Origin of the sequence: Pseudoalteromonas sp. P1-9, from assembly GCF_001399975.1 — a bacterium.
Taxonomy (GTDB): Bacteria; Pseudomonadota; Gammaproteobacteria; order Enterobacterales; family Alteromonadaceae; genus Pseudoalteromonas.
The window spans coordinates 1-2,326 of record NZ_LKBD01000089.1; the positions used below are offsets into that span (position 1 = coordinate 1).

A 2,326-nucleotide genomic window follows, 5' to 3' on the forward strand; every position below is an offset into this window, starting at 1 on the left:
ATCGCGAAACACTATGAAAGTTCCCACATATTATTTTTATCAGCCTGATTTTTATAAATTATTTATGGGGATGGCTCAGACTCTGACCCTATTGATTCCCTATTGATTCATCACCTTCTTAAGGGTGTTTCCATTTTGCATACGTATTCAGCGTGATGTTAAATTTTTAGTCTCTATATTTGTTTGTGTTTGAAAAAATCAAAATAATAAAATAGAGAACACATATGACAACAAAAAACCTTCGCTTACTGTGTGCTAGCACCGCGTTTTGCTTTAGCGCATTTGCCAGTAGCCAAGCAATGGCAGCCCCAACAACATTTGTGCATTTATTCGAATGGTCTTGGCCAGATGTGGCTAAAGAATGTGAATCCTTTTTAGGGCCAAAAGGCTTTGCAGCCGTGCAAGTTTCACCACCAAATGAACACGTTGCGGGCGATCAATGGTGGACTCGCTACCAACCTGTAACGTACGAATTAAACAGTCGTGGCGGAACCAGAACGCAATTTATAGACATGGTTTCACGCTGTAAATCTGCAGGAGTTGATATATACGTTGATGCAGTGATAAATCACATGGCTGCAGGCAGTGGCCAAAGCATTACGGGCACTGCTTTTTCAACAAAACAATTTCCTATGTACAGCGCCCAGGACTTTCACGATACCTGTGCAATCAATGGCGAAGACTACGGCACCAACCCTTGGCGCGTGCAAAATTGCGAATTGGTTGGTTTACCAGATTTAAACACCAGCTCACCATACGTGCAAACTCAACTCGCAAATTACTTAAATGATTTAGTTTCAATCGGTGTGAAAGGCTTTCGCTTAGATGCTAGCAAACATATGGATACCAATGAGATTGCGACAATTTTAAACATGGTTGATGGTTCCCCCTTAGTATTTCAAGAAGTCATCGACCAAGGGGGTGAAGCGGTCTTAGCTAGCGAGTATTTTGGCAATGGATTAGTAACAGAATTTAAATACACCACCAAACTGGGCGAAACGTTTAAAACTGGCAAGCTCGATTGGCTTCGCAACTTTGGCGAAGCGTGGGGAATGATGCCCAGTTACAAAGCAGTGGTATTTGTCGACAATCATGACAATCAACGAGGTCATGGTGGCGCTGGTAATGTCGTAACACATCAGGATGGCGCGCTATACGATTTAGCAAACGTATTTATGCTGGCTTACCCGTATGGCTACCCCAAAGTCATGTCTAGCTATGATTATCACCACGACACTGATGCAGGCGGCCCAACTTATCCAGTTCATCAAGATAATAAACTCAACTGTTTTGCTGATGGTTGGCAATGTGAGCATCGCCATCAACGTATTGCTGGCGCGGTTGATTTTAGAAACAACACAAATGATGTGTGGCAAATAGCAAATTGGTGGGACAACGGAAACAATCAAATTGCATTTTCGCGCGGTTCAAGTGGCTTTGTTGCCATCAACCGAGAGTCAGGCAATCTCCAACAAACGTTACAAACAGGGTTAAGTGAAGGGCAATACTGTGATGTGTTATCTGGCGAATTAGCAACTGACAAACTAACTTGCACCGGTAAAACCATAACAGTGAATAAACAAGGGTTTGCAGCACTCAATATCGAGTCGATGAATGCGGTTGCAACGCATAAAAACGCAAAAATCGAATCGCAACAAGAGAGCGATTGGCAACGAACAATAGTATTTATTCGTGCCCAAAGTCAATCAGGGCAAGATATGTTTGTTCGCGGTGGTATTGACTATGATTATGCACAATCAATTGGCCGAAATTGCAATCAATCCCCCGCTCTTTGCTCGTTACCCATACGTCACAATAATTTACGCAATGCAACAACACTTGCTTGGAAACAAGGCGACACAGCGCTTGATTGGCAAGGCGTAGAAGCTAATCAAGGTGCTGGGGCTGAAGGAACGGCATTAGATTGGACAACCAATTTTTGGCCGAGTGCTTGGGGCGCAAAACGAACTGTTGAAGTCGATGGATATGGTGAAACCCCATTAAACCAATGGGGTGAACATTACTGGATGCTTGATGTAAATATGAATTGCGATGCCACCGTTGACGGCTGGTTTGAAGTAAAAGCCTATGTCAAAAATGGTCAAGGTTGGGAGGCCGACATACAGCAAGCCAACAGACCTTATCAATCGAATAATCACTTTGCACAATGCGGCAAAATAAATATTTTTGAATTTGGTAAAAATAGCGCGACGATACTCGCTTTTTAATTTTCAATGGGGTCAGAGTCTGAGCCATCCCCATAAATAATTTATAAAAATCAGGCTGATAAAAATAATATGTGGGAACTTTCATAGTGTTTCGCGAT

Annotated in this window: 1 protein-coding gene; it reads left to right on the forward strand. The window is 42.6% G+C overall.

The genetic code is table 11. The features are described 5' to 3' along the window. Positions 1–224 precede the first annotated feature (224 nt). Positions 225–2,228 carry an alpha-amylase family protein gene (locus AN214_RS21600; RefSeq protein ID WP_054981599.1) on the forward strand — a complete coding sequence of 668 codons (2,004 nt, stop codon included), beginning with the start codon at positions 225–227 and terminating at the stop codon, positions 2,226–2,228. Positions 2,229–2,326: the final 98 nt, after the last annotated feature.

Bases quoted from the DNA above. Each gene is read 5' to 3' on its own strand.
- AN214_RS21600 (WP_054981599.1), top strand. From the start codon at position 225: ATGACAACAAAAAACCTTCGCTTACTGTGTGCTAGCACCGCGTTTTGC.